Raw genomic sequence first — 22,582 nt, 5'->3', positions numbered from 1 at the left:
TCATTAGATTGTCATAGTATAAAAGAATATGCAACCGAATGGAGAGCCGCCTTGCCTGAAAAAAGAAATAAAACAGCAGTATGTATAAAAAAAGATTCATTATCAGTTGCTATTAGAACTGAAAATGGTAGTGTTTTGGGTGATATATTTACACTTGTAATGGAAATTAAGAATATTTCATTTGGTAAGGCGAATAAATTTATTCATAAAATACTAGGTCTAAAATATGAATTTAAAACAAAAAAATTAAAAGAAGATATTGAAAAAAAAGACCCATTGCAAATATTTAAAAAGGTGAAAAGACATAAATACATAGTTAATAAAGATATTCCTGTATATGACAATAGTTGTTTGAAAGAATATATAAAGCTTCCGCATATTAATTGGGTTCGTGAAGGTATAATGCCGTTTGCTTGTGAAAGATTTAATATTGGATATTCTTATGACAGAAAAAGAATAGTAATCCCAGAGAGGAAATGGGATGGCGATGATAATGAATATATTGGAATTGGTGGACGTACCACCATTGAAAATTATGAACTATTAGATATACCAAAGTATTTCAAACTATCAGATACATATCCAAAAGGTAATAATATTTATGGCTTAAATGAAAATTATAAAACAATACAAGAAACTGGATATGTTGTAGTATTTGAATCACAGAAGTCGGTTTTAAAAAGATATTCGAGAAAAGATGGTACAGGTACATCAATAGGAAATTGTGAAATAACTGGTGAGCAAGTAAAAATATTATTAAGTTTAAATGTAGGTATTATTCTATGTTTTGATGAAGGAATCGATATTAATCATATAAGAAAAGAATGTGATAAATTTTATCCAATTAGAAATATTTACTATATGTATGATATATGGGGATTAATAACTAAAGGAAGCAAAGATAGCCCAGCAGATTTAGAAGATAAAAAATATCGTTTTATGTTGAAGCATAAGGTAAAATATGATGCTAATGAGAGGAAGTTGTATAAAGATTGGCAAGAAAAACAAAAGAAGAATTAGAAAAGATTAAAAAGAAGTTTGGAGTAAATACATTATGGTCTTGGAGTAAATACAATACATATAAAACAGATACATATGAATATTTTTTAAAATATATACTCCATTTAAAAGAAGATAGAACAAATGGTATATACGCTGTTTCTGGTGGATATACACATCAAATTATTGAAGATTTCTATAATAAAAAAATAGAATATAAAGATATGTTATCACAATACGAAGATTATTTACTCACTATGAATTTAGCAGAATTAAAATACAATAGAAATGATAATGAAAAAAATGAAAAGATTGCAAATAAATACAAAAATTGTTTACGGCATTTTTTTGAAAATCATCAAATTATCCCTTTTAAAAATAAAATTGAACACTTCATTGTAATTAATATAAATGGAATAATATTACAAGGATATATTGATTTTTTACATATTGAAAAATACAAAGATAATAACGGGAATGAAAAAAACAAGGTAGTCATAACAGATTGGAAAACATCTACAATTTATAAAGGTAAAAAAGTAGAAAAAGAATGTGGTCAATTAGTAATATATGCTGAAGGTATTAGGCAGGCATTGAAAATTCCACTGGAAGATATTATTTGTAGATGGAATTTCCTTAAATATGTTTCTGTGAAATATCTGCAAGCCAATGGTAAATGGAAAGAAAGACAAATTGAGCGTCATATTCTAGGCGAAAGTTTAATTAATACTGTAAAGATGTGGTTAAAAAAAGAAGGTTATGAAGAAAATGAAATTGAAAAACATATAGAAAATATTGTATTAAAAAATGACATTTCTTCACTACCAGAAGAAATAAAAGATAAGTTTGTGATATCAGATTGTTATGTGGAAGTTTCTTTATCAGAAGAAAGAATAAATGAATTAAAAGATGAATTTACATCTACTATTAAGGAAATAGAAGAAAAAACTAAAGAGTATGAAAAAACCAAAGACGAAAATATATTTTGGCAGGAAGTAACACAAGAAAATGAATTTTATTTAAGTACCTTATGTGGATACAGTAGGAAACTACATAAACCATATGATGCTTATTTAAAAGAAAAAGAATTATTCGTAGATGACGAAATTCAAAAAGATACAGAAGATAATAATAATGAAAATGATTTATTGGAATTCCTAAATGATTTATAATAGGTGGTGATTAATATAAAATATTACACGGTTCATCATTGCCATGATGATACAAGTAATTGTAATGGATATGCGGATTCATGCACAAAATATAAAGAATATATAAAACTTGCTAAAAAACAAGGGATGAAAGCCATAGCATTCTCAAATCATGGTGGAATATATGATTGGATTAAAAAGAAGCAAGATTGTGATAAAGCTGGAATTAAATACATACACGGAATTGAATTGTATTTATGCAGAAGATTGGAAGACGATGATAGAGGTAGTCATATTGGATTATATGCAAAAAATTTTAATGGAGTTTTAGAACTTAATAATCTAATATCAATAGCAAGTTCTAAAGGGGTAATGGAAGATAATAGTGATAGACATATGTATTATAATCCACGTATATCACTAGAGGAACTTATGAACACAAGTGATAATATAATTGTGACTACTGCTTGCTTGGCTTCGCCTTTAAACAGATGGAATATAAACAATGATGAAGAATTTAGATTTGCATTAGATAAACTAATTAATTGGTTGCATAAAAATCGTCATAGATGTTTTCTTGAGGTTCAATATCATAATTATAAATCACAAATTGAATATAATAAATATCTTTTTAAAATATCAAAAGAGAAAAATATTCCATTGATAGCTGGGACTGATACGCATTCTTCAAGTCAATACAAAGCAGAATGTAGAAAAATATATCAGATTTACAAAGATAATTTTTATGGTGAAGAAGATGAATTTGATTTAACGTGGAAGACATATGATGAATTAGTTGAAGCGTTTAAAATACAAAACGCATTGGATGAAAAAATCTATTTAGAAGCGATAGAAAATACAAATATTCTAGCAAATATGGTTGAAGAATTTGAATTAGATAAATCATTTAAATATCCAACATTATATGGTGATAATGTTAGAGAACAATGGAAAGAATTAATTTGTACTGAATTCAATAAAAAACGCAAATCTGGTGCATTAAATCTATCAAGTAAAATCATTTTAACTTATGAAAATTATTTAAAGAGTGGATTACCAATAGATGAAAATCCGATAAGTGAAGATGTATACAAAACTGCATTAAAAACACCAGATTCAGAATCTATAAAAAAATATTATTTGAAAATTGCAGAAGAGTTTAAAGTTATGTGTAAATTGGGTATGGAAAGCTTTATGATGTTTATGTCTGAATTAGTAAATTGGTGTGAAGAAAATGACATCCCACGAGGAACAGGTAGAGGTAGCGTATGTGGTAGTACAATTGCCTATATTACAAACATAACAGATGTTGACCCTTTGTTATGGAATACCGTATTTTCAAGATTTTGTAATGAAGATAGAGTTAGTCTTGGCGATATAGATATTGATTTTGCATCCGAAGATAGAGAAAAAGTCTACAAATATATTATAGATAGATTTACTCCACAAAAAACAGCATACATAGCTGCGTTTAGTACATTGCAAGATAGGGGCTGTATAGATGTATTGGCTGGTGGTCTTGGGTATAAAGATTTAGATAAGGTAAAAGAGATTAAAAATAAATTCGAAGAGTTATATTTATCTTATGGAAAAATTATTCAAGAAGAAGTAAATATTGAAGATTTAATAGAGGATAAAATATTAGACTCGTCTACAATTACTTTTGATAATCATAATATATATATATCAAGAATTAACCAACAAAATATTAAAAATAAAGCAGATAAACTAAAACATGAATACGATAATTTAATTAAAGAAAATCAAGATTTATTTTATTATTTAGATGGATTAAAAGGGACTATTGTGGCAAAAGGGGTTCATCCTAGTGGTATTATTGGTTCACCAGTAACTTTAGCTGATAATATAGGTTTGTTTTATAGGGACGGAGATTTAAATACTCCTGTGTCAACATGTGCTATGAAATCAGTTGATTCCTTAAACTATGTTAAATTTGATATTTTAGGATTGAAAACTGTAGGCATAATTAAAGATGCATGTAAATATGCTGGCATACCATATCCAAAATCTTATGATGTAAATTGGAACGATAGAAATATTTGGAATAACATGATTACATCGCAACAAGGAGTATTTCAATTTGAAGGGGATTATGCATTTTCGTTACTTAAAGATTTTAAGCCTACAACAATTAATCATATGTCGATGGTAAATGCAGCATTACGACCATCTGGAAAATCATATAGAGATAGATTAATTGCTGGGGAGTTTAATAACAATCCGTCTAAGGAAATTGATGAATTATTAAAAGATAATAGAGGATTTTTGATATTCCAAGAAGACACAATTAAATTTTTGACTGATATATGTGATTTTAGTGGTTCGTCTGCTGATACTACGAGAAGATGTGTAGATGAGAATACTTTAATAATGATGGGTAACGGGGATTATAAAAAAATTAAAGATATTAAGGTAGGAGATATAGTTCAAAGTTATAATCAAAATAATATATCAGAACCACAATCTGTTGTGAATGTATTCAATAATGGTTTTAAACAGACTTATAGCGTAGAAACACAACATGGATATATTATAAATGCAACCGATAATCATAAAATGTTGACACAAAGAGGGTGGGTTCAAATTAAAGAACTTACTACAAATGATTTTATTATGACACCTAAATCTATTAATCCTCAGACGGACAATTTAAAGCCGTCTAATAGACTTAGTGAAACAGATATGTTTTTGATTGGTATGTTGATGGGTGATGGAACTATAGGCAAAGATAGTAATTTACATTTTACTAATTCAGAATTGATTTTAATTAATAAATTTAAAGACTGTGTAAACAAAAGATTACGTAATAAAAACTTATGTAAATTTTATACGAATACACAAAACGGAGTAGATGTAGACTTTATTTATAGTATTTATATAAAAAGTGACAACTATAAAAAATCAGTTATTAACTTATTAGATAAATATAATTTGAGACAAAAGGCAGACAACAAACATTTACCAGATGAAATTATGTTATATCCAAAAGGAAGTAAATTATCAAATTTACTTGCTGGATTATTTAATACTGACGGAGGATATAATTTTTCGCAATCTATGATTGAATATTATACTACAAGTGAAATGTTGGCATTACAAATTAAATCATTGTTATTGAAACATAATATTTATTCATACATAGATAAACAATTTATTTCGGATTATAATTATTATTCATATAGACTATATATTAGGCAGGTAAATTCCCTGATGAATTTTCAGAATAAAATTTTACCATATATAATTGGAAAAAAATATAATGAATTTTCAACTATAATTAATAATGCTAAAAATAATTTATCTAAGTTTAATTATTTGTTACCTAATGAATGTAAAAAAGAAATTTTAAGTATGAGTAAAAAAACAAATACGAGTTTACGTTCAGTTGGATATAAAATTGGAGATAGGTATAATACATCTGATTTAGAAGTCCATAAAAATGAGTTTGGAATTAGTGATATTAAGGCTAAAAATATAATTCAACATTTATATTGCCCATATACATATAGGTTGTTATTTGCAGAATACTTACCAGTTAGAGTTAAATCGATTAAGTTTTTAGGTGAAAATAATGTTTTTGATATAGAAGTTAAAAATAATCATAACTACATAGCTAATAATTTAATTGTTCATAACTGTATAGGAAAAAAAGATATGGATGGTTTAAAAGAGCAATTACCTAAAATATTAAAAGGTTATTGTAACCATTCACCAAAAGAAAGAAATATTGCGGAAGAAGAAGCCAAACAATTTGTTCAAATAATTAGCGATTCTAGTGAGTATCAATTTGGATATAACCATTCTACAGCATATTCAATGAACGGGTATGAATGTGTGGCATTAAGAACGTATTACCCAATTGAATTTATAGCAGCATATCTAAACAGAGCAGAAAATAAAGAGGATACAAATAACGGCATTGAATTAGCAAAACAATATAATATAAAAATAAAACCGATACAATTCGGAAAATCTTTATCTGATTATACAATTGATAAAGATAATAATACTATATATAAAGGAATTCGTTCTATTAAATATTGTAATGCTATAATAGCAAATGAATTATTGGATTTAGCAAATAATAATACATATAAATCATTTATTGAATTATTAGATGATATTCATAGTAAAACATCGGTTGATGCAAGACAGTTGAAGATTTTAACTATATTAAATTTCTTCAGTGTATTTGGTAAAAATAAATACCTATTAAATATTATCGGTATATATGATGATTTTAGACACTGTAGACAAATTAATAAATCAAAACTTGATAAATTAAATCTAAGTGAAGATGTTATTGGTAGGTATTCAAATAAAGAAACCAAAGCTTTATATAAAGAAATTGATAATATGGGATTGATTAATGAATTATGTAAAGATATCGAAAACAAGCCACTATCAATTAAAGAGCAAATTAAGTATGAAATCAATTATTTGGAGTACATTATATACATTAATCCGAAAGCACCTAAAGATATGTATTATGTAGTTGAAACAAAGTTCTACAAAGATAAAAGTAAGCCGTATTTAACATTGTATAATTTAAGAATAGGTGAAACTTTAAAAACTAAGATTACACAAGGTAAAAGATTTATTGAAAATCCTTTTAAAGATGGAAATGTAATCAATATAAAAGAATTTAAAGAAAAAAATAAGATGAAAATGATAAATGGCAAGTGGACTAAAACAAACGAAATAGAACAGATTGTGGCATTATGGGAGGTTTATTAAGGTGGTGATAAAATGGATAAAATATTAGAATTCAAATGTACTATTGATAGGTGCGTATATTCTAGCGATGATTTTAAAATATATGGTGTTTTAGTAAATTCTCTTGAATATCCAGATGTAAAAATTACAAAATATGGAACAGCCACAATCAAAGGGAATATTCAAGAGCTTAATTTAGGTGTTGAATATTTAGTAAAAGGTTTAGAAGTAGCTGATAATAATGGAATTGGATATAAGGCAATCAATATAAAAAGAGAAAAACCAACCACACTTTCTGCACAAAGAAATTTTTTATATGAAATTTTAACTGTAAATCAAGCCAACACATTGTTAAGTGTGTATCCTGATATCGTAGACAGAATTATAAAGGATAAATTAAATGATATCGATTTGTCAAAAACAAAAGGAATAAAAGAATACACGTTTAATGTTATAAAAAATAAGGTAATAGAAAATTTCAAATTAGCCGATTTAGTTGAAGAATTTCAAGGACTATTTAGCATTTCAATCTTAAAGAAACTTTATGAAAAATATCCATCTATTGAAAAAGTAAGAGAAGTAATTAGAGATAAGCCTTACGATTGCTTATGTGGATTAAGCAGAATAGGATTTAAAACAGCCGATGAATTATTATTACGAATTGATAAAGAATCTAAAAAAAATATTAAACAAGGCAAAAAACCAATATTATACTTTAATTTTGATTTAAAAACATCTTATCAAAGAATGAAAGCCTGTGTAGATTATATATTAGACGAAAATGAAAATAATGGAAATACATTTATAAATATAAAAGAATTAAAAAATGAATGTGAAATACTTACTAAGGATGCAATACATCATTTTCTGTCTATTATAAAATCAAAAAATAATAATATATATTTTGATATAAACACATTAAGGGTTTGTAAACTTGATACATATGAAACAGAAAAATATATAGCTGAAAAAATACTAAAAGGGTTGAGTATAAATACTCAATGGAATTGTGATTACAAGAAATACAATAAATTAGACGATTTTGAACTTACAGAAAATCAATGTAAAACATCAGAATATATTTGTAATTATAATATTGTAATCTTAAATGGATTTGGCGGTAGTGGCAAATCTTCATCAAGTAAAGCATTAATTAATATGTTAAAAGATTATAATAAAAGCCTTCTATTATTAGCACCGACAGGAAGGGCGTCCAAAGTCTTGGCTGGATACGCCAAAAGACATGCAAGCACAATTCATAGGGGATTGGGATATATGCCACCATCAAATTGGTTTTATAATGAAGATAATCCATTACCATACGATGTTGTAATAGTAGACGAGTCTTCAATGATAGATGTTTTCTTGTTTAAAAGATTATTAGAAGCGATTGATTTTTCAAGAACAAAATTACTGATAATCGGTGACGATGCACAAATACCTTCAGTTGGTGCAGGGAACGTATTATATGATTTATTACATTGCAATTTAATACCTACTGTTACTCTTGATAAAATATTCAGATACGGCGAAGGTGGGTTAATGACAGTTGCTACGGATATACGAATGCAAAAAGAATATCTTGATAAGAACAAAAAAGGGCTACAGGTATTCGGGAAAGATAAATCATATGCATTTATGCCAATTACACAAGATAAAATTGTAGATTATACCGTTAGTGTTTATAAAAAAATATTATCACAAGGATATAAACTAGACGAAATTGCAGTATTATCATGCTATAACAAGGGCGAATATGGGACAGTGAAGATTAATAAATCAACGCAAAATGCAGTTAATAAAAATCCTGAATCATATATTAAATTCGGTGAAACAGAATTTAGAATAAATGATATTGTAATAAATATTAATAATGATTATAAGGCAATTAAATATAATCAAGAATTTATTAATGAAGACGATACTACATTTATCGCTAATGGTGAAATCGGTAAAATAATTAAAATTGAAAAAAATGCAATTGTAATAGATTACGATAACGTATTAATTTATTGCAAGAAAAATAATTTGTCAAATATTCGATTAGCATATTCTATTTCAACCCATAAATCACAAGGGGGACAATTTAAAGTAGTTATATTAGTAACGCCAAAGGCTCACACATACATGCTTAATTCCAATTTATTATATGTTGGTGCAAGTAGAGCGACAGAAAAATGTTTTCATTTAGGCGATATCAAAACTATTAATACTGCACTAAAAAAGAAAGAAAATTTTGATAGAAACACAATGCTTGAGACGCTTTTAAAAAACGGAGTAAAGGAGAGTTAATGGAGAATCTAAAACAAATTTTTATGAAGCTGCAACAAGCTTCAGGAAGAAAAGATAAGGAAAATATTCTTAGAGAACAGCAAGAAAATGAAACTTTTAAGAAGGTTATTTATTTCCTACTCAACTCTTACATAGTAACTGGATTAAGTAAAAAGAAAATTAATAAAAACATTGGTGTCATCCCAAACATTGATTATTCGAGTCTACTTAATCTAGGTTCACACCAAAATAAAACAGAAGGATTCTTAAATCTTCTTAGATATTTAGAAGATAATAATACTGGAAGAGATATTGATATATCAGTTTGTGAAATGTACTTTACAAACTTTGATAAAGACATGCAAGAATTCATTAAATCCATCCTAACAAAGTCAATCAAATTAGGGATTGATGCGAAAACAGTAAATAAGGTTTATGGCAAAGGATTCATACCTACATGGGATGTTCAACGAGCATATTCTATAAAAGAAAAGCCATTAAAAGACGGCACATGGTTCTCTTTGTCACAAAAATTAAATGGAAATAGAGCGTCTTATTATAATGGTAAATTAATTAGTAGACAAGGAAATCCTTTTAATGGATTAGAACATATTTTAAATGATATAAAAACTTTAGAGTTAGAGGATATGTTTATTGATGGAGAACTAATTAGAGACAATGTTGATAATGTATCTGACAATGAAAATTTTAGAATAGGCAATGGAATTTCAAAATCTGATAATGAAGATAAAAGAATGATGAATCTTGTTGTATTTGATATATTCCCAGCATCGGAATTTAAAAGCGGTAAAAGTAAAGAAATATATAGAAAACGATTGGAATTTTTAAATAAATTAAGGTGCAGAATAGATGATTTAAATATAGCCAATATAGCCGTGGTTGAACATTTCTACAGTGGCACAGACCAAACAATGATAGATATTTAAATAAGATGGTAAAAGAAGACAAAGAGGGATGCATTGTAAATAAGGACGACTATTACAAATGTAAGAAACATAGTGGAATACTAAAGGTAAAATTATTTTATACAATCGATTTAAAGATTATAGGATATAAAGAAGGAGAAGGTAGAAATAAGGGGAGATTAGGTTCATTAATAGTAGATTATCATGGTAATAAATTAGCATTAGGTGAAAAATATAATGATAAAACTAGAGAGGAATTTTGGAATAAAAAAGATGAGCTAATTGGAAGAATTGTTGAAGTTGAATATAAAGAAGAAAGTAAAAACAAAAAGACAAAACAAAAAAGTCTGCAATTTGCAAAATTTGTAAGACTAAGAGAGATAGGTAAAGAAGTAAGCTACAGCTAGTGGGGTATTTTATATGATGGCGAAATCAGAAGCGATTCATTATTTAGCAAACAAATTATCAAGCATTTATTGTAATACATGTGTTCATCAAATTTCAGCAAGAAAATGTGAAACATGCCATAGAAAAAATATGAATTATGGATTATCACATACTGAAGCTGCTACAATAATCAATAAAATTTACGGAAAGGGATGACTTTTATTTACATCAAAAGTAAGGATGAATTATATTATGAAAGAGAAAAACACCGCAAAGAACGAGGTAATCATTATGCTTATAAAAGGGTGTTAGAACTCGAAAAGAAGAATAGAGAACAACCAGTTATTACATATAAGTTAACAGAGGAAGAAAGGAAGGCGTATGCGACATAGATTCAATAAAAAGGCGGCACTAATCAGTTTAATTATTTTGGTTTCAGTAGTATTTATACTAACGCATAATAATATTGAAAAAGAAAAAATCAATAAGAAAAACATAGAAGAAAATCAAGTAAAAATTAATAATGAAGAAAATATTAAAGCGGAATCCAATAATATCGAAGAAGTTAAAGAAGAAATCAGTATCAAAGAATCATTCGATAATAATTACACTGAAGACGAAAAAATTATTTTAGCCAAAGCAATAACAGCAGAAGCAGGATGTTGGTGGTTATCAGAAGAGCATAAATTACTTGCAGGTAGTGTTGTTCTCAATAGAGTAGAGCATGAATTATTTCCAAATACAATTGAAGATGTTGTATATGCTGAAGGGCAATATGCTTCAGTAAAAAATGGAAAGTTTGATAAAATTATTCCTTCTGATGAATCATTAAAATTAGCTGAAAAATTATTAGAAGATGGTTCAATATGTCCTGATAATGTAGTTTTCCAAGCAGAATTCAAACAAGGAGATGGCGTATATAAGAAAATATATGATGAAACTCTAGGGACGACAACATATTTCTGTTACAAAAATGATTAGGAAGTGATTTAAAATAGCAGGATATTTAAAAAAGTATATAGGAGAATATAGAATTGTATCTGATTATGATTTGGATACAAACGATTTCCCAAGACTACCAACAGAAGACCCAGATGAGATTGGTGATATAGACCCATCATTTGATGATTATCGTATTAAATGTAAGAATAACATAGCAATTAGACATGGATGTCAAAATATTTTATCGTGTTATATTCCGTCGTTAGGTAGAGGACTTAACATTTTAAGAAAAATATATAATGATAACATCGAACCATATAAAAAACAATCGAATGATGAAATTGTTAAAGCCTTAGAAAATAACATATTACTCGATATTGATATACTAAGTTCAGAAATTTACTTTACATTTAAAACTGATAAATTAAAATATATAGCTGAATTAGTCGGAGCTATTAAGTCAGGTGCAAACATTTCACCATTTAGTACAAAAAATCTACCTAAAAATAGATACACAATACCAGATAATAATATGAAAGACTATAAAAATGTATTGGGCAATGTAAAATTTGGTGATAGCAAAGCAATAAAATTAAATAGTATCAATAAATCATTTGAAAACGTATTAATTGAAAAATGTGGTGACGGATATAAAAAAGAACGTAAGAAATTGGCATTAGATAACAAATCATACATCCATTACAAAGGATTATGGAATGAATATTTAGAATTTATAAAGAAAAATATGGAGGATAATTAATGGATTTAAAGACACAGATTTTAAAGATTAAAGGTACTTGGCAAGATGTAGTAGATGATTGTAGAAACACAGTTTCTAAGCCACCGTTAGGTAAAGAGCCTAGCAAGGAATTTAAGAGAAATATTTTAATTTCCGAACATTCACCAATCCGTGATATTAGTATTAGATGGAAATGGGAAGCTATTAAATCGTGGATTTCAGTACACTGGGTTAGACATAAATGGGAATGTTTTGTATCTACACAAAGAACTGATAGAACAGGAGTAAATAGAGATAATCTTCCTCAGTCAACATTACTTGATTTCGTAGGGGATGCAAACATTCAGCAACTTATTGATACTATGAGAAAAAGATTATGTTTTCAAGCATCAAAAGAAACAAGAGAATATGCGGAAGATTTTAAGTCTGAATTGCATAAATATGAACCAGAAATTGCCGATGTTTTAGTTCCAAACTGCGTATATAGATGTGGTTGCCCCGAATGCACAGGCGAAAATAAATGTAAAGCATTTGAAAATTTATTGGTAAATATGCAGTTAAAAGATGTAAACGTATTTAATATTCAAGAAAGATACGATGCTTATAATGAGTGGTTTTATTCAACTCACAAATAAAGATAATAATAAATAATTAGTAAATATATAAAAGAAGAGGTGTTTTATGAAAGTTACTATTATTAATCAACCAACAGAATTAAATTTAAAAACAAAACCGTTTGAATTTAAGATTGAAGATATTTCAATTTCATGTCTTTTGCAATTTGCAAACTATAATTACATAGACAAATTTAATACAACAAAATACGTTATTCCAGATGGTATTCAAGAACAAGATAGAGAGAAATACGTTTCTTTTATTGAAACCTCTCTTGCTTTATATGATGTACTAGAGCAATCTTCTGGAAAAGAAGTAGCAGAATATGTGTTACCAAACGGCGTATGCTGTGAAGTAACTTCACTCATGACAACTAGAGAATTACTATATTTCTTCTCAATGTGTTGTGACGATAATACTCAGAGCGAGTTATTGGAATTAGCATGTGAAATGTTAAAGCAGGTTAGAGAGTTGTTTCCAGAAACATTTAAATATATTTAAGGAGTGATTTATATTAAAGTAATTTTAATTTCGGGTAAGGCGAGACACGGTAAGGACACCACAGCAGAAATTATGCAACAAATTTTAAAAGACAATAATAAAAATGTATTGCTTGCTCATTATGGGGATTTAGTAAAATACATATGTCAAAAATTCTGGGGGTGGAATGGATTAAAGGATGAAAATGGAAGACATATTCTGCAAAATGTAGGGACTGACTTAATTAGAAAAGTATTTCCTAATTATTGGGTGGATTTCATAATTCAACAAGTCAAATTTACAGATAATAAGTATGATTATGTATTAGTTCCAGATACTAGATTCCCTAATGAAATTGAAAGATGGAAGGAAACTGGACTTAATATTATTACTGTTAGAGTAAATAGACCAAATTTTGAAAGTGACTTAACAGAAGAACAAAAGAACCATCCATCTGAGACAGCACTGGATAACTATAAATTCGATTACATAATTTCGGCTGAAGGATTAGATAATTTAGTTGCCCCGATTAGAGAAATATTAAAGAGAGAGGATGAAAGTATTACATGTTAATTATTGGGATTGATGTTGATGAAACATTAAATACGATGATGTCAGATATATTAATTCCATATAATAATAAATATAATGACTATCTTAATATCAATGATTTTACTGATTATGATGTTAGAAAATTTATTAAAAAAGAATGTAAAAATATATTCTCTGAGTTTTGCTCAAATGAATTTGTATCAAATATAGGAGTACAACCATATTGCCAAGATGTAATCAGTGAATTATCAAAGTTTCATAATATATATTATGTCACAGCTACTTCGCCCGAAACTGTTTTTGGAAAACATCAATGGCTCTCTAAAAATATTCAATCATATAATAGTGGAAAATTAATCATTATGAGCGATAAAACAAGATTTAATGGTGATGTGCTTATAGATGACCACTTTGATAATTTAATTAACTTTAATGGCTTCAAAATACTATTGACTAAGCCTTAGAATGAACATATTGATATTAAAAATTTACATAATTTTTATCGTGCAAATGATTTATTAGATGTTATTACTATCATAGATAAATTAGATGAACAAATAGGGAGATAAGATGAACAGACAAGAAAGAAGAAAATATATTAGAGAATTAAGGAAATTTGGAATCAGCGGTAAGCAGATTGAAGATATTTTGTTTTTAAAAGAAGCGTCTGAAAACGTATGTTTACAAGAGGGGCAAAAGGTAAAACTCAACTTAGAAAAAATTAAATCAAATGTTAACTATGAAAATATGTCAGATAAATATAAAAAGTTTATCGAGCTACATAAAGATGATATTTTTACGGTTGAGTACGACAAGAATCATATGAATAATCCAGTTGTAGTTTGTTTCAAAGAAGATACCACAGACCCAAAATGGTTGTTTTGGGATGGTGATTTAGAAGTTATTAAGCAGTAAGAAAAGGAGATTAGATGGCAAAAACGGTACAAGAATGGCTAGGTAATGATAATCAAATAGGAATTGACATATGGAAAAATAAATACCCATATGAAAATGAAAGTTTTGATGAATGGCTTAATAGAATTTGTAATGGCAATGAAGATTTAAAAGAATTAATTATAACTAAAAAATTTCTATTTGGAGGAAGAATTTTATCTAACAGGGGATTACATAAATTAGGGAACAAAGTTACATATTCAAACTGTTATGTTGTTTCAGCTCCTGAAGACAATATTGAATCTATATTTGATTGTGCAAAAGCATTAGCAAGAACTTTTAGTTATGGTGGTGGAGTTGGTGTAGATATATCTAAGCTTGCTCCCAATGGTGCAAAAGTAAATAATACTGCAAAAAAAACAAGTGGAGCAGTAAGTTTTATGGATTTGTATTCTCATGTAACTGAATTAATAGGGCAGAATGGAAGACGTGGAGCATTAATGATTTCGTTAGATTGCCATCATCCAGACCTTGAAAACTTTATTGAAATTAAATCAGATTTAGATAAGGTTACAAAAGCCAATATTTCAATTCGTGTCACAAATGATTTTCTTGAAGCTGTACAAAATAATACAGATTTTAAATTATCTTTCACGAGAAGTGAAACTAATGAAGTAATAAAAAAGACTATAAAAGCTCAAGAAGTATTTCATAAGTTTTGTGAAATGAATTGGGATTATGCTGAACCAGCTTTCCTATTTTGGGATAGAATTGAACAGTGGAATTTATTAGCTAAAACTCATGGCTTTAAATTTGCAGGAACAAATCCATGTGCAGAAGAGCCTTTACCAGCAGGAGGGTCTTGTTTATTAGGTTCAATTAATTTATCAGAGTTTGTTGTCAATGGTATGTTTGATTTTGATGATTTTGGTAAGACAGTTAGAATTGCAACTAGAGCGTTAAATGAAGTTTTAGATGAAGGGTTGCCATTACACCCATTAAAAGAACAAAGAGAAAGTGTTAAAAATTGGAGACAAATAGGTTTAGGTATTTTTGGTCTTGCGGATATGTTGATTAAATTACAATTAACTTATGGTGATATAGAATCTCTTGAATTATGCGATAAAATAGGCATAATAATGATTAATGAAGCGGTAAAAGAATCTGCTTATTTAGCACGAGAATTTGGTTCATATCCAAAATATAACTATGAAGAAGTATCCAATACTGAATTTTATAAGTATAATATTGATACATATGTAGATTCGTTAGTAAAAAAATACGGATTAAGAAATTCACAATTATTAACAATAGCTCCTACTGGAAGTTTATCCACAATGTTAGGAGTGTCAGGTGGAATTGAACCTATTTTTGCTAATTATTATACTAGAAAAACAGAATCTTTACATGATAAGGAAGTAAGTTATAAAGTATATACACCAATAGTAAAACAATATATTGAAGAAAATAATTTAGTAGACGATAATAACTTACCTAAATTCTTTATTACTGCTCAAGATTTAAACTATAGAAAACGTATTAACATGCAATCAATATGGCAATCTCATATTGACGCTTCTATTAGTTCCACAATTAACATACCTAATGAATTTACAGTAGAAGAAGTTGAAGATTTATATTTATATGCTTGGGAACAAGGATTAAAAGGAGTAACTATTTTTAGAGACGGTTGTAAAAGAGATGGTATCTTAACTACAAATAAGAATAATAAAACTGAATTTAACAATACATTAAATCGTGGCGATATTCTTTGTGTGAATGATGACTTACTTAGTTGCAAACGTACAATAATAAATGGATGTGGTAAATTTTATCTTCATTGTGATTTTGATGAATTTACAGGTGAGCCATTAGAAACATTTATTGATATTGGTTCTGGTGGTGGATGTGAACGCAATTTACAATTTATTTCAAGGTTAATTTCATTATTGCTAAGAGCAGGAGTTCCAGTTGAAGAAATTATAGACCAAGCTATGAGTATTAGACCATGCAAGGCATATACAGATAGAACTAAATCTAAAGGCGATACATCAAAAGGTACTTCTTGTCCTTCGGCTATTGGATATGCATTAAAAGAACTTCAAGAAAAAATTCATAATCGATGCTTTGTAGATGAATCAGAATCAACATTAATTGAAGAAATTAATGAAAATAATAACCCAATAAATTATACAAATGCGTGTCCCGAATGTGGTGCTAAAATGCAGTTTGAAGGTGGATGTAGTGTATGTAAAGAATGTGGATTTAGTCATTGCGGATAAAAATATAATATAAAACATACCATATGTAGTATTTTGTATTATTTATTTATACTACATATGGTATATAAATTGAATCGAAATGAAAGGATGATTTCATATGAATACAGAGAGAGAAAAGATTTATTTTGCAAAGGTAAGAGAAAATGCAGTTATTCCATCTAAGATTGAGGAGAATGCAGGATACGATATATACGCCAATTTCGAAGAGTTTTATATGGTGATAAACCCTCATGAAACTAAAATGATTCCAACTGGAATTGCTAGTGCTTGTTCTTCAGACTATTACTTTCAGTTATTTGAAAGAGGGTCTACTGGAACTAAGGGCATTGGTCAAAGATGTGGTGTAATTGATTCAGGATATCGAAATGAATGGTTTGTACCTATTACAAATCATAATGATTATAAAGTCATTATTGCAAAAGAAGGAATTACAGCTGGAATGATTTATGGAAATACGGTTAGTGCTCCAGCTCATATTATTTACCCATATGAAAAAGCAATTTGTCAAGCTGTATTATTGCCAGTTCCTAAAACCGAAGTAATTGAAATGTCATATGAACATTTATGTGAAATAAAATCCAAACGTGGAATGGACAAATTGGGGTCTAGTGGAAAGTAAAAAGAATAAAGCATATTCAATCTTAATATATTATATAAAACAAATACAAAGGAGATGATTTTACATATGAATGAGCGACAACCAACCAAAGACAATACTCAAATAGGCTTAGAGTTGCGTGCATTAATAGGAATAAAAAAACAAATAAATGAAAACTTATATAAAAAAGGGATTATAACACGAACTATGTATAGTGGGATGAAGGATTACTTAAATAGTAAAGAAGCATTAAAACGTAATTATTTAAAAATTTAATAAAAAAAATAACCTCTATTTTCTATGTTGACCATATTATATACATGATTTATAATAAATACATAGCATCAAACAGAGGTTATTTTGTATTACAGGAAGGATAAATAATGGATTTATATTCGATAAGAAACGAATTGATAAAAGGTAAATCTATTTTCGATATACCGATGAGAGTTACTTTTTATGCAAGAGTATCAACAGATAAGGATGAACAAAAAAATTCATTAGATAATCAGATAGATTATTATCCTAAATACATCAAAGAACAAAAAAATTGGATATATATTCAAGGATACTTTGATGAAGGAATAAGTGGAACAAAAATTAATAAACGTGAAGATTTTTTAAAAATGATTGACGATGCAAAAGATGGGAAATTTGATTTTATACTTACAAAAGAAATATCACGTTTTGCTAGAAATACGGTAGATAGTATCAAATCAACACAAGAATTATTAAAATGCGGCGTAGGTGTTTTATTCGAATCTGATAATATTAATACTTTATTGCCAGATAGTGAATTAAGACTAACTATTATGTCTGCAATTGCACAGGATGAAGTTCGTAAAATTTCTGAACGTGTAAAATTTGGCTTCAAAAGAGCAATAGAAAATGGAAGAGTTTTAGGAGCATCTAATATATGGGGGTATGATAAAGATAACGGAAAACTTGTAATTAATGAAAAAGAAGCAGAGGTGGTCAGACTTATTTTTAATATGTATGTTGATAATAGATATGGAATGCGAACTATTGCAGAGAAATTAGCTGAACAAGGTCATTTTAATAGAAATGGAAGACAATTTAGTTTGACTACGATTAGATATATTCTTACTAATCCTAAATACAAAGGATATTATTGTGGAAATAAAATTACAAAATATGATTATATGTTAGATAATGTAAAATGGAAAGATAAAAAAGATTGGGTAATATATGAGGATAATAAAAATGTGCCACCTATTGTAAGTAAAGAATTGTGGGAAAAGGCTAATAAAATATATAATTCAAGAAGTGAAAAACTAACTGAAAATAATTCGACTGGATATACAAATAAATATAGCTATAGTGGAAAAATATGGTGTTCTGAACATAATGTATTATTTTATCGTGGAGAATATAAATATAAAAATGGGAATAAAGAAGTTTGGCAATGTAAATTATTTAAGGAAAAAGGGAAACAATATTGCAACAGCCCTACATTATATACAACAGAATTAAATGAAGTATTAAAAATGTCATATGAATCTTTAGTAGAGAACAAATCAAATATCTTAAATGATATGATTGATGAGTATAAATTAACGACAAAAAAATCAGATACTATTAAAAATATTAACAAGATTGAAAAGCAAATCAATGATATTTTAATTAAAAAAGATAAATTACTTGATTTAAGCATTGATAAAACAATATCTAATGAAGAATTTAAAGAAAGAAATATTAGATTCAATAATGAAGTTATGAAGCTAAAAAATGAATTAGGAGAACTTAGAAAGCAAGAAAAACAAAATAATAATTATGAAGAAACAATTAAAGTTTTAAAAAAATCAATTAATATTGAATTAAATAATATTTTTTCAGAAAAAAATATGCAACAAATTATAGATGATTTACTTGATAAAATTGTTGTTTATAAAACAGAAGACGAAAACGTAGTACATTTAAAATTATATTTTAAAGCATTAAAACATCAAGATTCGTATGACATTGTAAAAGGAAAGAAGGGCAAAAAATCAGAGGTTTTAAAACATCAGTTTGATACTCAGTACACATATCATTAAAACAGATATAACCACTGAGGTTTCACCAGTCGTTGGTTCGGAAAAACAATCTGAGGATCTGATTCGTTACTTATTGACAGAGTTTGAAAATGATCCATCAAAGATTTGGGAAACAAATCTCTTTGGTAAATCTCTGTATGAAATGGTAACGGAACAAATGGAACATAAACTTTCTAATGTACCGGAGCATATTCGATTGAAAGTACAACGTTCCTTACAGAAAATTTCCGATGAGGGTAAAGATTATTTTATTTGTATTGTTTTGTAAATATAAATCAATCATAATTATTTTAAGAAATGAAGTACACCTACAAATTAGATGAAAAAGATCTAATTTTAGTAGGTGTACTTTTCTTTAAAATAGGTATACTCAATGGCATTAGTAGGGCAGATGCTTTTGCATTTGCCACATCTTATACATTCCAAATCATTTGCATTCTTCACTGGATCAACGTTCATTTTGCATTCCGTTGCACAAGCATGGCAGTGAATGCATTTTTCAGGATTGACTCGATATTTAAAAATAGAAATCGGATTAAATATTGAATAGATTGCGCCAAGTGGACAGATGTATTTGCAAAATGGGCGATAAATAATAATAGAAGCAATAATAGTTATAACTAAAAGAATGTTTTTCCAAGCATAAAGCCATCCAACCGTTTTTTGGAGTGTTTCATTCATCAGTACAAGCGGAATGCCGCCTTCTAAGGTTCCCGCCGGACAAATTAATTTACAAAAATAGGGAGTGCCTTGCCCGATGATATCGACGATAAATAATGGCATTAATATAACAAATACAATTAATATAATGTATTTTAGTTTTCGCAAAGGTCGGTCACCTTTGAAGGTTTTTGGTTTCTTATAAAAAGGGATTTTATGAAGCATATCTTGAAAAAATCCAAAGGGACAGAGATAACCGCAAACAAAACGACCCATAATTGAGCCAATCACAATCATAAATCCAGCGACATAAAAGGCAAATTTAAATTCATAGCTGCCAATCACTGCTTGCAAGGAACCAATTGGACAAGATGCTACTGCACCTGGACAGGAATAACAGTTTAATCCTGGTACGCATACATTTTTTATTTTTCCTTGATAGATTTTTCCTTGGATAAAACCAATCAGGAAGCTGTTTGTAATCAGTGCCCATATTCCTTGCACAAAATAACGTGAACGATCGTTGCTTCTTATACTTTCTTTAGCCAATTCCAATACACTCCAGACAAATATTTATGGATTTTTCAAACATAACAGGTACTTCACCACGGTAAATCCCGAAAACCATGAAAAAGATACCAATGAAAATAAGGAAGATTGTAACTATATTTGTATTTTTCTTTTTTTTCCTACGCATAGCATTTCCCTCATATTATTTTTTGATTTTATTCAGTTCATCATTTACAATTTTAATCCATTCATCTTTGGAATGTGAACCAACATAAGTTTCACCGACAATATTCCCATTTTTATCAACAAAGAAGGATCCTGGTACGGAATCAACATTTTTTAAACGTCCTTCCCTTAGCACTTTATCGGGTAAAATAATATCATATTCTGCTTTTGTAGATTTAATGATTTCATTTAATTTATCTAATTTTTTATCATCAATTTTTCCATCCTCATTCACATCTAAGACAATACCGATTACATTTACTGCTTTATCAGCCAGTTCTTTATCGACTTGATTTAAATAAGGAATTTCTTCTATACAAGGTGAACACCATGTTGTAAATAAATTTACAAGAGTTAGATCATAATTAGAAAATATATCCTTTGTTACTTCGTTTCCTTTAAGATCTTGGGCTTTAAAATCACCAAGCTGTACTTCATCCGCGGCAACTGGGGAAATAGTATTCGTTGTGTCCATATCATTTTGAGTCGTACATCCAATTAAACTGGAGATACTGAGAATCGTGATGAGTAATAATAAACATATTTTTTTAATCATTTCATTTTCTCCTTTTTTTAATTATTTTATTGTAATATTAAGATATAATATTTTTTAAAAGGAAATGCTATCTTATAGTTAGTATTTCTAAAATTAAAAACTTTACACAGATTTTATGAAGCTTCTTTTTCAATCCATTTATGCGTGATATACTAGTTAAAAGTTTAATAAATGAATAAAAACGCAAGGCATGCGTAGAAAGAGGTATAAAATGAAAAGAAAAGTAGCTTTTATGTTTGTAAACGGAGCAATGACTGAACCAAGACGAATGGTTATGGATTTTGAAGTCGGAGAAATGATTACGATTGGTGTAAAAAACTATGAAATGGCATGTGAAGAGGCAAAAAAACTTGCGGAAGAAGGAGTTTTACTTTTGGAACTATGTGGCGGTTTTGGTTCAATTGGACATGCAAAAGTAACAGAAGCCGTTTGTGGAAAGGTTCAAGTAGGAGTCGTACGTTTTGATAATCATCCTGGTTATGATGGACTTTCCGGTGATGTAAAATGGATGTAATTTTTATCTTGACTGTTTTTATCTGAATCAATTAGGATTCAAAGGGATTTCCATTTGAATAAGATTACACCGGCAATCATTAGTGCGATTCCTGTATATTTTGTCCACCCAAAATGAATTTGCTCGGAACCAAAAAGAGCGAAAGCATCAATGATAGCTGCAACCAAAAGTTGACTGATTAGAATAATGGAGATGGCATAAGTAGGACTAAGATGGCCGATAGCCAGCATAACGGTTATTGTAATGACAAGACCCAATACACCGCCAAGCCAATAAATCTTATTTACATGCAATAAATCTGTGAAATTCCCTTTTCCAAGCAGAAACATTGTAATGATAGCGAGAAGAAAAGCGGTTCCTTGTACAAATGTGTTAGATTCATACAGACCGATTTTTTCTCCTAATCGAGTATTGATTACGCCTTGTAAACTCATAGCAGCACCTGCTACGATACTCATAAGAATTCCCAACATAAAAAAAATCACCT

The 22,582-nt window shown here is 28.3% G+C and carries 24 protein-coding genes; 20 read left to right on the top strand and 4 right to left on the bottom strand.

Annotation, left to right across the window (positions count from 1 at the left end; all coding sequences use genetic code 11):
• Window positions 1–51 precede the first annotated feature (51 nt).
• The 19 genes from I2490_RS08820 to I2490_RS08730 all read left to right on the top strand — a co-directional run bounded on the left by I2490_RS08820 (window position 52) and on the right by I2490_RS08730 (window position 19,898).
• Window positions 52–1,020: a DNA primase gene (locus tag I2490_RS08820; RefSeq protein WP_245157125.1), complete on the top strand. Its 969-nt coding sequence runs from the start codon at window positions 52–54 to the stop codon at window positions 1,018–1,020.
• Window positions 993–2,171: a PD-(D/E)XK nuclease family protein gene (locus I2490_RS08815; RefSeq protein ID WP_206459330.1), complete on the top strand. Its 1,179-nt coding sequence runs from the start codon at window positions 993–995 to the stop codon at window positions 2,169–2,171. The genes I2490_RS08820 and I2490_RS08815 overlap by 28 nt, the downstream gene beginning before the upstream one ends.
• 3 nt (window positions 2,172–2,174) lie before the next feature.
• On the top strand, window positions 2,175–6,908 hold the full coding sequence (locus I2490_RS08810; RefSeq protein WP_206459329.1) for a PHP domain-containing protein: 4,734 nt from the start codon (window positions 2,175–2,177) through the stop codon (window positions 6,906–6,908).
• A 12-nt stretch (window positions 6,909–6,920) separates the two neighbouring features.
• A complete protein-coding gene (locus I2490_RS08805; RefSeq protein WP_206459328.1) occupies window positions 6,921–9,179 on the top strand; it encodes an AAA family ATPase in 2,259 nt (752 codons plus the stop codon).
• Window positions 9,179–10,105 (top strand): hypothetical protein, encoded by a 927-nt coding sequence (locus I2490_RS08800; protein WP_206459327.1) that lies wholly within the window; start codon window positions 9,179–9,181, stop codon window positions 10,103–10,105. The genes I2490_RS08805 and I2490_RS08800 overlap by 1 nt, the downstream gene beginning before the upstream one ends.
• 5 nt (window positions 10,106–10,110) lie before the next feature.
• The gene (locus tag I2490_RS08795; RefSeq protein ID WP_206459326.1) at window positions 10,111–10,491 is read left to right on the top strand and encodes a hypothetical protein; all 381 of its coding nucleotides are present in this window, start codon (window positions 10,111–10,113) and stop codon (window positions 10,489–10,491) included.
• A gap of 13 nt (window positions 10,492–10,504) precedes the next feature.
• A complete protein-coding gene (locus I2490_RS08790) occupies window positions 10,505–10,687 on the top strand; it encodes a hypothetical protein (RefSeq protein ID WP_206459325.1) in 183 nt (60 codons plus the stop codon).
• Window positions 10,688–10,852: 165 nt separating this feature from the next.
• On the top strand, window positions 10,853–11,452 hold the full coding sequence (locus I2490_RS08785; RefSeq protein ID WP_206459324.1) for a cell wall hydrolase: 600 nt from the start codon (window positions 10,853–10,855) through the stop codon (window positions 11,450–11,452).
• Window positions 11,453–11,522: 70 nt separating this feature from the next.
• Window positions 11,523–12,173, top strand: a complete 651-nt coding sequence (locus tag I2490_RS08780; RefSeq protein ID WP_206459323.1) for a hypothetical protein — start codon at window positions 11,523–11,525, stop codon at window positions 12,171–12,173.
• Window positions 12,173–12,787, top strand: a complete 615-nt coding sequence (locus I2490_RS08775; protein WP_206459322.1) for an FAD-dependent thymidylate synthase — start codon at window positions 12,173–12,175, stop codon at window positions 12,785–12,787. The genes I2490_RS08780 and I2490_RS08775 overlap by 1 nt, the downstream gene beginning before the upstream one ends.
• Before the next feature lie 46 nt (window positions 12,788–12,833).
• The gene (locus I2490_RS08770) at window positions 12,834–13,268 is read left to right on the top strand and encodes an FAD-dependent thymidylate synthase (RefSeq protein WP_206459321.1); all 435 of its coding nucleotides are present in this window, start codon (window positions 12,834–12,836) and stop codon (window positions 13,266–13,268) included.
• Between the two features lie 72 nt (window positions 13,269–13,340).
• Window positions 13,341–13,820, top strand: coding sequence for a deoxynucleotide monophosphate kinase family protein (locus I2490_RS08765; RefSeq protein WP_206459320.1), 480 nt, complete (start codon window positions 13,341–13,343; stop codon window positions 13,818–13,820).
• A complete protein-coding gene (locus I2490_RS08760) occupies window positions 13,814–14,263 on the top strand; it encodes a 5' nucleotidase, NT5C type (RefSeq protein ID WP_206459319.1) in 450 nt (149 codons plus the stop codon). Before I2490_RS08765 ends, I2490_RS08760 begins: the two co-directional genes overlap by 7 nt.
• A gap of 106 nt (window positions 14,264–14,369) precedes the next feature.
• Window positions 14,370–14,714, top strand: coding sequence for a hypothetical protein (locus I2490_RS08755; protein ID WP_206459318.1), 345 nt, complete (start codon window positions 14,370–14,372; stop codon window positions 14,712–14,714).
• A gap of 14 nt (window positions 14,715–14,728) precedes the next feature.
• On the top strand, window positions 14,729–16,975 hold the full coding sequence (locus I2490_RS08750; RefSeq protein WP_206459317.1) for an adenosylcobalamin-dependent ribonucleoside-diphosphate reductase: 2,247 nt from the start codon (window positions 14,729–14,731) through the stop codon (window positions 16,973–16,975).
• A gap of 97 nt (window positions 16,976–17,072) precedes the next feature.
• Window positions 17,073–17,594 (top strand): dUTP diphosphatase, encoded by a 522-nt coding sequence (locus tag I2490_RS08745; RefSeq protein ID WP_206459316.1) that lies wholly within the window; start codon window positions 17,073–17,075, stop codon window positions 17,592–17,594.
• Window positions 17,595–17,660: 66 nt separating this feature from the next.
• Complete coding sequence (locus tag I2490_RS08740; protein WP_206459315.1) at window positions 17,661–17,849, top strand: hypothetical protein; 189 nt, start codon at window positions 17,661–17,663, stop codon at window positions 17,847–17,849.
• 107 nt (window positions 17,850–17,956) lie between these two features.
• Window positions 17,957–19,630: a recombinase family protein gene (locus I2490_RS08735; RefSeq protein ID WP_206459314.1), complete on the top strand. Its 1,674-nt coding sequence runs from the start codon at window positions 17,957–17,959 to the stop codon at window positions 19,628–19,630.
• The gene (locus I2490_RS08730; protein ID WP_209010594.1) at window positions 19,605–19,898 is read left to right on the top strand and encodes a sporulation stage IV protein A; all 294 of its coding nucleotides are present in this window, start codon (window positions 19,605–19,607) and stop codon (window positions 19,896–19,898) included. Before I2490_RS08735 ends, I2490_RS08730 begins: the two co-directional genes overlap by 26 nt.
• 68 nt (window positions 19,899–19,966) lie before the next feature.
• Here I2490_RS08730 and I2490_RS08725 read toward each other — a convergent pair whose 3' ends face one another.
• The 3 genes from I2490_RS08725 to I2490_RS08720 form a co-directional block, all read right to left on the bottom strand.
• A complete protein-coding gene (locus I2490_RS08725) occupies window positions 19,967–20,845 on the bottom strand; it encodes a 4Fe-4S binding protein (RefSeq protein WP_442859736.1) in 879 nt (292 codons plus the stop codon).
• Window positions 20,832–20,918 (bottom strand): CD1871A family CXXC motif-containing protein, encoded by an 87-nt coding sequence (locus tag I2490_RS17070; RefSeq protein ID WP_334300405.1) that lies wholly within the window; start codon window positions 20,916–20,918, stop codon window positions 20,832–20,834. The genes I2490_RS08725 and I2490_RS17070 overlap by 14 nt, the downstream gene beginning before the upstream one ends.
• Window positions 20,919–21,002: 84 nt before the next feature.
• Window positions 21,003–21,581, bottom strand: a complete 579-nt coding sequence (locus I2490_RS08720; protein ID WP_206459313.1) for a TlpA family protein disulfide reductase — start codon at window positions 21,579–21,581, stop codon at window positions 21,003–21,005.
• Window positions 21,582–21,792: 211 nt separating this feature from the next.
• Here I2490_RS08720 and I2490_RS08715 point away from each other — a divergent pair, with 211 nt between their 5' ends.
• Window positions 21,793–22,095 carry a DUF6506 family protein gene (locus tag I2490_RS08715; protein WP_206459312.1) on the top strand — a complete coding sequence of 101 codons (303 nt, stop codon included), beginning with the start codon at window positions 21,793–21,795 and terminating at the stop codon, window positions 22,093–22,095.
• A gap of 38 nt (window positions 22,096–22,133) precedes the next feature.
• Here I2490_RS08715 and I2490_RS08710 read toward each other — a convergent pair whose 3' ends face one another.
• Window positions 22,134–22,568 carry a DMT family transporter gene (locus tag I2490_RS08710; protein ID WP_206459311.1) on the bottom strand — a complete coding sequence of 145 codons (435 nt, stop codon included), beginning with the start codon at window positions 22,566–22,568 and terminating at the stop codon, window positions 22,134–22,136.
• Between the last annotated feature and the right edge of the window lie 14 nt (window positions 22,569–22,582).

It is taken from the genome of Anaerovorax sp. IOR16 (genome assembly GCF_017168145.1).
Classification (GTDB): Bacteria; Bacillota; Clostridia; order Peptostreptococcales; family Anaerovoracaceae; genus IOR16.
The sequence above is the reverse complement of the archived record's forward strand: the minus strand, read 5'-3'. Positions and strand labels throughout refer to the sequence as shown.

Excerpts from the sequence above, each read along its gene's own strand:
- I2490_RS08805 (WP_206459328.1), top strand. The coding sequence starts at position 6,921 with ATGGATAAAATATTAGAATTCAAATGTACTATTGATAGGTGCGTATAT.
- I2490_RS08800 (WP_206459327.1), top strand. The coding sequence starts at position 9,179 with ATGGAGAATCTAAAACAAATTTTTATGAAGCTGCAACAAGCTTCAGGA.
- I2490_RS08795 (WP_206459326.1), top strand. The coding sequence starts at position 10,111 with ATGGTAAAAGAAGACAAAGAGGGATGCATTGTAAATAAGGACGACTAT.
- I2490_RS08790 (WP_206459325.1), top strand. The coding sequence starts at position 10,505 with ATGATGGCGAAATCAGAAGCGATTCATTATTTAGCAAACAAATTATCA.
- I2490_RS08785 (WP_206459324.1), top strand. The coding sequence starts at position 10,853 with ATGCGACATAGATTCAATAAAAAGGCGGCACTAATCAGTTTAATTATT.
- I2490_RS08775 (WP_206459322.1), top strand. The coding sequence starts at position 12,173 with ATGGATTTAAAGACACAGATTTTAAAGATTAAAGGTACTTGGCAAGAT.
- I2490_RS08770 (WP_206459321.1), top strand. The coding sequence starts at position 12,834 with ATGAAAGTTACTATTATTAATCAACCAACAGAATTAAATTTAAAAACA.
- I2490_RS08765 (WP_206459320.1), top strand. The coding sequence starts at position 13,341 with ATGCAACAAATTTTAAAAGACAATAATAAAAATGTATTGCTTGCTCAT.
- I2490_RS08760 (WP_206459319.1), top strand. The coding sequence starts at position 13,814 with ATGTTAATTATTGGGATTGATGTTGATGAAACATTAAATACGATGATG.
- I2490_RS08755 (WP_206459318.1), top strand. The coding sequence starts at position 14,370 with ATGAACAGACAAGAAAGAAGAAAATATATTAGAGAATTAAGGAAATTT.
- I2490_RS08750 (WP_206459317.1), top strand. The coding sequence starts at position 14,729 with ATGGCAAAAACGGTACAAGAATGGCTAGGTAATGATAATCAAATAGGA.
- I2490_RS08745 (WP_206459316.1), top strand. The coding sequence starts at position 17,073 with ATGAATACAGAGAGAGAAAAGATTTATTTTGCAAAGGTAAGAGAAAAT.
- I2490_RS08740 (WP_206459315.1), top strand. The coding sequence starts at position 17,661 with ATGAATGAGCGACAACCAACCAAAGACAATACTCAAATAGGCTTAGAG.
- I2490_RS08735 (WP_206459314.1), top strand. The coding sequence starts at position 17,957 with ATGGATTTATATTCGATAAGAAACGAATTGATAAAAGGTAAATCTATT.
- I2490_RS17070 (WP_334300405.1), bottom strand. The coding sequence starts at position 20,918 with ATGGTTTTCGGGATTTACCGTGGTGAAGTACCTGTTATGTTTGAAAAA.
- I2490_RS08720 (WP_206459313.1), bottom strand. The coding sequence starts at position 21,581 with ATGATTAAAAAAATATGTTTATTATTACTCATCACGATTCTCAGTATC.
- I2490_RS08715 (WP_206459312.1), top strand. The coding sequence starts at position 21,793 with ATGAAAAGAAAAGTAGCTTTTATGTTTGTAAACGGAGCAATGACTGAA.
- I2490_RS08710 (WP_206459311.1), bottom strand. The coding sequence starts at position 22,568 with ATGTTGGGAATTCTTATGAGTATCGTAGCAGGTGCTGCTATGAGTTTA.